This window comes from Oerskovia sp. NPDC056781 (assembly GCF_042789955.1).
Lineage (GTDB): Bacteria > Actinomycetota > Actinomycetes > Actinomycetales > Cellulomonadaceae > Oerskovia > Oerskovia rustica.
In genome coordinates, this window is sequence record NZ_JBHUAD010000306.1 from 1 (window position 1) to 3,840 (window position 3,840).

The 3,840-nt window shown below is 71.1% G+C and carries 3 protein-coding genes; 1 reads left to right on the forward strand and 2 read right to left on the reverse strand.

What is annotated here, in order from left to right:
• Window positions 1–50: 50 nt before the first annotated feature.
• Complete coding sequence (locus ACFRCR_RS17540) at window positions 51–1,436, reverse strand: ABC transporter substrate-binding protein (RefSeq protein WP_377679335.1); 1,386 nt, start codon at window positions 1,434–1,436, stop codon at window positions 51–53.
• 275 nt (window positions 1,437–1,711) lie between these two features.
• Window positions 1,712–2,719, reverse strand: coding sequence for a LacI family DNA-binding transcriptional regulator (locus tag ACFRCR_RS17545; protein ID WP_377679337.1), 1,008 nt, complete (start codon window positions 2,717–2,719; stop codon window positions 1,712–1,714).
• A gap of 273 nt (window positions 2,720–2,992) precedes the next feature.
• On the opposite strand from ACFRCR_RS17545, the gene map reads away from it, so the two are divergent.
• Window positions 2,993–3,775, forward strand: a complete 783-nt coding sequence (gene map / locus ACFRCR_RS17550) for a type I methionyl aminopeptidase (protein WP_377679339.1) — start codon at window positions 2,993–2,995, stop codon at window positions 3,773–3,775.
• The last annotated feature ends 65 nt before the right edge of the window (window positions 3,776–3,840 follow it).

Sequence of the window (3,840 nt, forward strand, 5' to 3'; positions counted from 1 at the left end):
GCGTGGACGGGCCCCGGCTCCTCACCCTCCGGTGCTGAGGGAGACCTCGGTCAGGAGGCCGGCCAGGACGCCTCGATCTGGTCGACGACCTCCTGGGTGCTGGCCCCTGTGAGCCAGTTGACGATGCCCGTCCAGAACGTCCCGGCGCCGACGGCACCCGGCATCAGGTCAGACGCGTCGAAGCGGCTGACGGTCTGGGGGTCGGCGAGGATCTCGGCCGAGAGCTTGTCGAACTCGGTCGAGAGGTTCTCCGGGTCGAGCCCCTTGTTGGCGCTGACCCATCCGCCGTCGGGCGTGGCCTTGGCCTTGGCGTTGGCCCACTCGGCGCTCGACAGGTAGGTCTGGAAGGCCTGGACCTCGGGACGATCGTTGAACGCTGCGACGAACTCGCCGCCGACCTCGACGGGCTTGATGTCGGTCTGGTTGGTGGGCAGGTAGAACGCGAAGACGTCGCCCTCCTTGGACACGTCGGTGCCCTCGGGGAACTGGGTCTGGTAGAAGTTCGCGGCGCGGTGCAGGAAGCACGTCCCGTCGAGCAGGCCGAAGCCCGCGTCGGTCCACGGGGTCGTGGCGATCGAGTCGACGCCGCCGAGACCCGCGTTGACCATGGCCGGGTCCTTGAGGACCTCGCCGGCGGCGTCGAACGCCGTGACGACCTGGGGGTCGTTGAAGGGGATCTCGTGCTTGTACCACTGGTCGTAGACGTCCGGACCTGCGGTGCGCAGCATCATGTCCTCGACGAAGTCGGTGCCCGGCCAGCCGGTCGCGTCACCGGACTCGACCCCCGCGCACCACGGGAGGGCCCCGTCGTTGTCCTCCGAGTACTGCGCGGAGAGGGCCATGAGGTCGTCCCAGGTCTCGGGGACCTCGTAGCCGCCGTCGGAGAACGCCGACGGGGAGTACCAGACGTAGGACTTGACGTTGGCGCCGAGCGGGGCGGCGTAGAAGACGCCGTCGACCGTGCCGTAGTCCTTCCAGGAGGCCTCCCAGTTCTCGTCGACGTTCTTCGCGGTCGCGTCCGGCGCCGGGACGATGGTGCCGGTGTCCCGCACGATCGTCTGGAGGAGGCCGGGCTGCGGCAGGTAGGCGATATCAGGTGCGTTGCCTGCCTTGACGCGCACGAGGAGCTGGGCCTCGAACTCGCGGGAGCCCTCGTAGTCGATCGTCACGCCCGTGCAGTCCTCGAACGGCTTGTAGGAGTCCTTCTGGGTCTGTGCCTCCGGGTCGACGATCGAGGTGTAGACGTTGACGGATGTGCCGTCGATGTCGCCGAACTCCTCGTAGGGGGCGCAGTCGATGCTCGACGCCTCTCCGCTGGAGCTCTCGTCGTCTCCGCTCCCGCCGCTGCTGCACGCGGTGAGCACGATGGCGAGGCTCGCTCCGCCTGCGACGACCGCGAGGGCACGGCGCTTGGGTGACAGGGTGCTTCTGGTCATGACATTCCTCCACAGCGTTGTGGTGCTGACATCGCGGTCGGCCCGCGGGTGTCGCGGTCCGTCGTCCTCGACTCGACCGCCCCACTTGCCATGCAAGCGTTTACATCCTGTTTGCGCAAGCGCAGGAGGCCCGTTCGCGAGTAACGATTCCGTTACTCATGACGCCTCGCAACCGCTCACGGTGGTCGCGCTCCCACCGCTGGTGACCTGCGAAAGCCCGTCGACGTGCCGGGAACCGTGGCTCAGCCGCCGTCACCGGGCCCGGCGCGGCACGATCACCGACGTCGCGGCTGCGACGTCGACGAGCGACGGACCAGGTGCGTCGGGTAGGTGAGGCTCTCCGGCACCGGGGCGCCGTTGATCATCTCCATGAGGAGCATCGACGCGTCCGCGCCCTGCTGGTAGGCGTCCTGCCCGATCGTCGTCAGCCCGACGAGCTCCCCCAGGTCGTGCCCGTCGACCCCGATCACCGACAGGTCCCCCGGCACGTCCAGGCCCAGGTCCCGCGCCGCGAGGATCGCGCCCATGGCCATCTCGTCCGACGCCGCGAAGATCGCCGTGATGTCGGGGCGCCTCCGCAGCAGCGACTTGGTCGAGGACCGTCCCCCCGCGACGTCGAACCCGCCGTTCACCACGAGGTCCGGTGACGGCTCGATCCCGGCCTTCCGGAGCGCGCGCTCGTACCCCGTCGACCGCTCGACCGGCGGCGACCAGGACGAGACCAGGTCCGGCTGGCCCGTGATGTGCCCGACCACCCGGTGCCCCAGGTCCAGCAGGTGGCGGGTCGCGAGCGAACCGGTCCGCACGTCGTCGAGCCGGACCGTCACCTGGTCCGCAGGCCCCGAACCCACGAAGGCCAGGGGCGTCCCCAGCGCCACGAGCGAGGCCACCTCGTCGTCCTCGAGCGGGAGCCCGACCACGAGCGTGCCGTCGACACGGCGCCGCAGGACGGTCGGGTCGACCTTGCGGCGCGGACGCCCGTCGTCGACCTCGAACGTGTAGAGCAGCACGTCGTAGCCCACCGAACGCAGTGCACGCTCGGCGCCCTCGATGACGTTCGCGAAGAACCACCGGCTCACCCACGGCGTGATCACGCCGATCGTCCGGGTCCGCCCCGTCGCGAGCGACGCCGCCGACGGCGACGGGACGTACCCCAGGCGCTCGGCCTCCATCCGGACGCGCGCCCGCGTCGAGGCCGACACGTTCGGCAGGCCCCGCAGCGCGCGCGAGACCGTCGCCGTCGACACCCCGGCTGCCTGCGCTACCTCGTCAATTCCTGCCACGAGCAGCGATTGTCCCCCGTCCGCGGACCAGAAGCGATTCACGGCACCGGCGGGCCAGGGCGATCAGGGCGCCGCGAGCGGCCCGCGGAAGGGGACGCGGGACGTCGTCGCGGGTGCCCTGGCGGGGACCCGACGAACGGCGGCAGGGCTCGGACCCGTGATCCCGCGGTTGCACCTCGGGCACCCTCCCGTGACACCCTGGGAGCAGGCCGGACGACGCCGCGACTTCCCCCGGCGGCCCGGCACCTACACGCACGCACCGAGAGGAACACCATGATCGAGCTGAGGACCCCCCGCGAGATCGAGCAGATGCGCCCGGCGGGCCGCTTCGTCGCGGACGTCCTCACGCAGGTCGGCGCGGCCGCGAAGGTCGGCGTCAACCTGCTCGAGCTCGACGCGCTCGCGCACCGGATGATCAAGGACCGCGGCGCCGAGTCCTGCTACGTCGACTACCACCCGTCGTTCGGGGCGAGCCCCTTCGGCAAGGTCATCTGCACGTCGGTCAACGACGCCGTCCTGCACGGCCTGCCGTTCGACTACCGCCTCCAGGACGGCGACCTGCTGAGCCTCGACTTCGCGGCGTCGGTCGACGGCTGGGTCTCCGACAGCGCCGTCTCGTTCGTCGTCGGGACCCCGCGCGCGGGCGACCGCGGCGCCGCGGACCAGAAGCTCATCGTCGCGACCCAGGACGCGCTCGCCGCGGGGATCGCGGCCGCGCAGCCCGGCAACAAGATCGGCGACATCTCGGCCGCGATCGCCGCCGTGGGGCACGCGGCGGGCTACCGGATCAACACCGACTTCGGCGGTCACGGCGTGGGGCGCACCATGCACGGCGACCCGCACGTGCCCAACGACGGCCGCAAGGGTCGCGGCTTCCCGCTCAAGCCGGGCCTCGTGATCGCGATCGAGCCGTGGTTCCTCGAGACGACCGACGAGATCTTCACCGACCCCGACGGCTGGACCCTGCGCAGCGCCGACGGCTCGCGCGGCGCGCACTCGGAGCACACCGTCGCGATCACGGAGGACGGGCCGCTGGTCCTGACGGCGCGCGACTGACGCCCGGTCCCCGGGGCCGCGGGGTAGACCCGTGCGCGCGAGGTAGACCTCCGGGAGGTCTACCT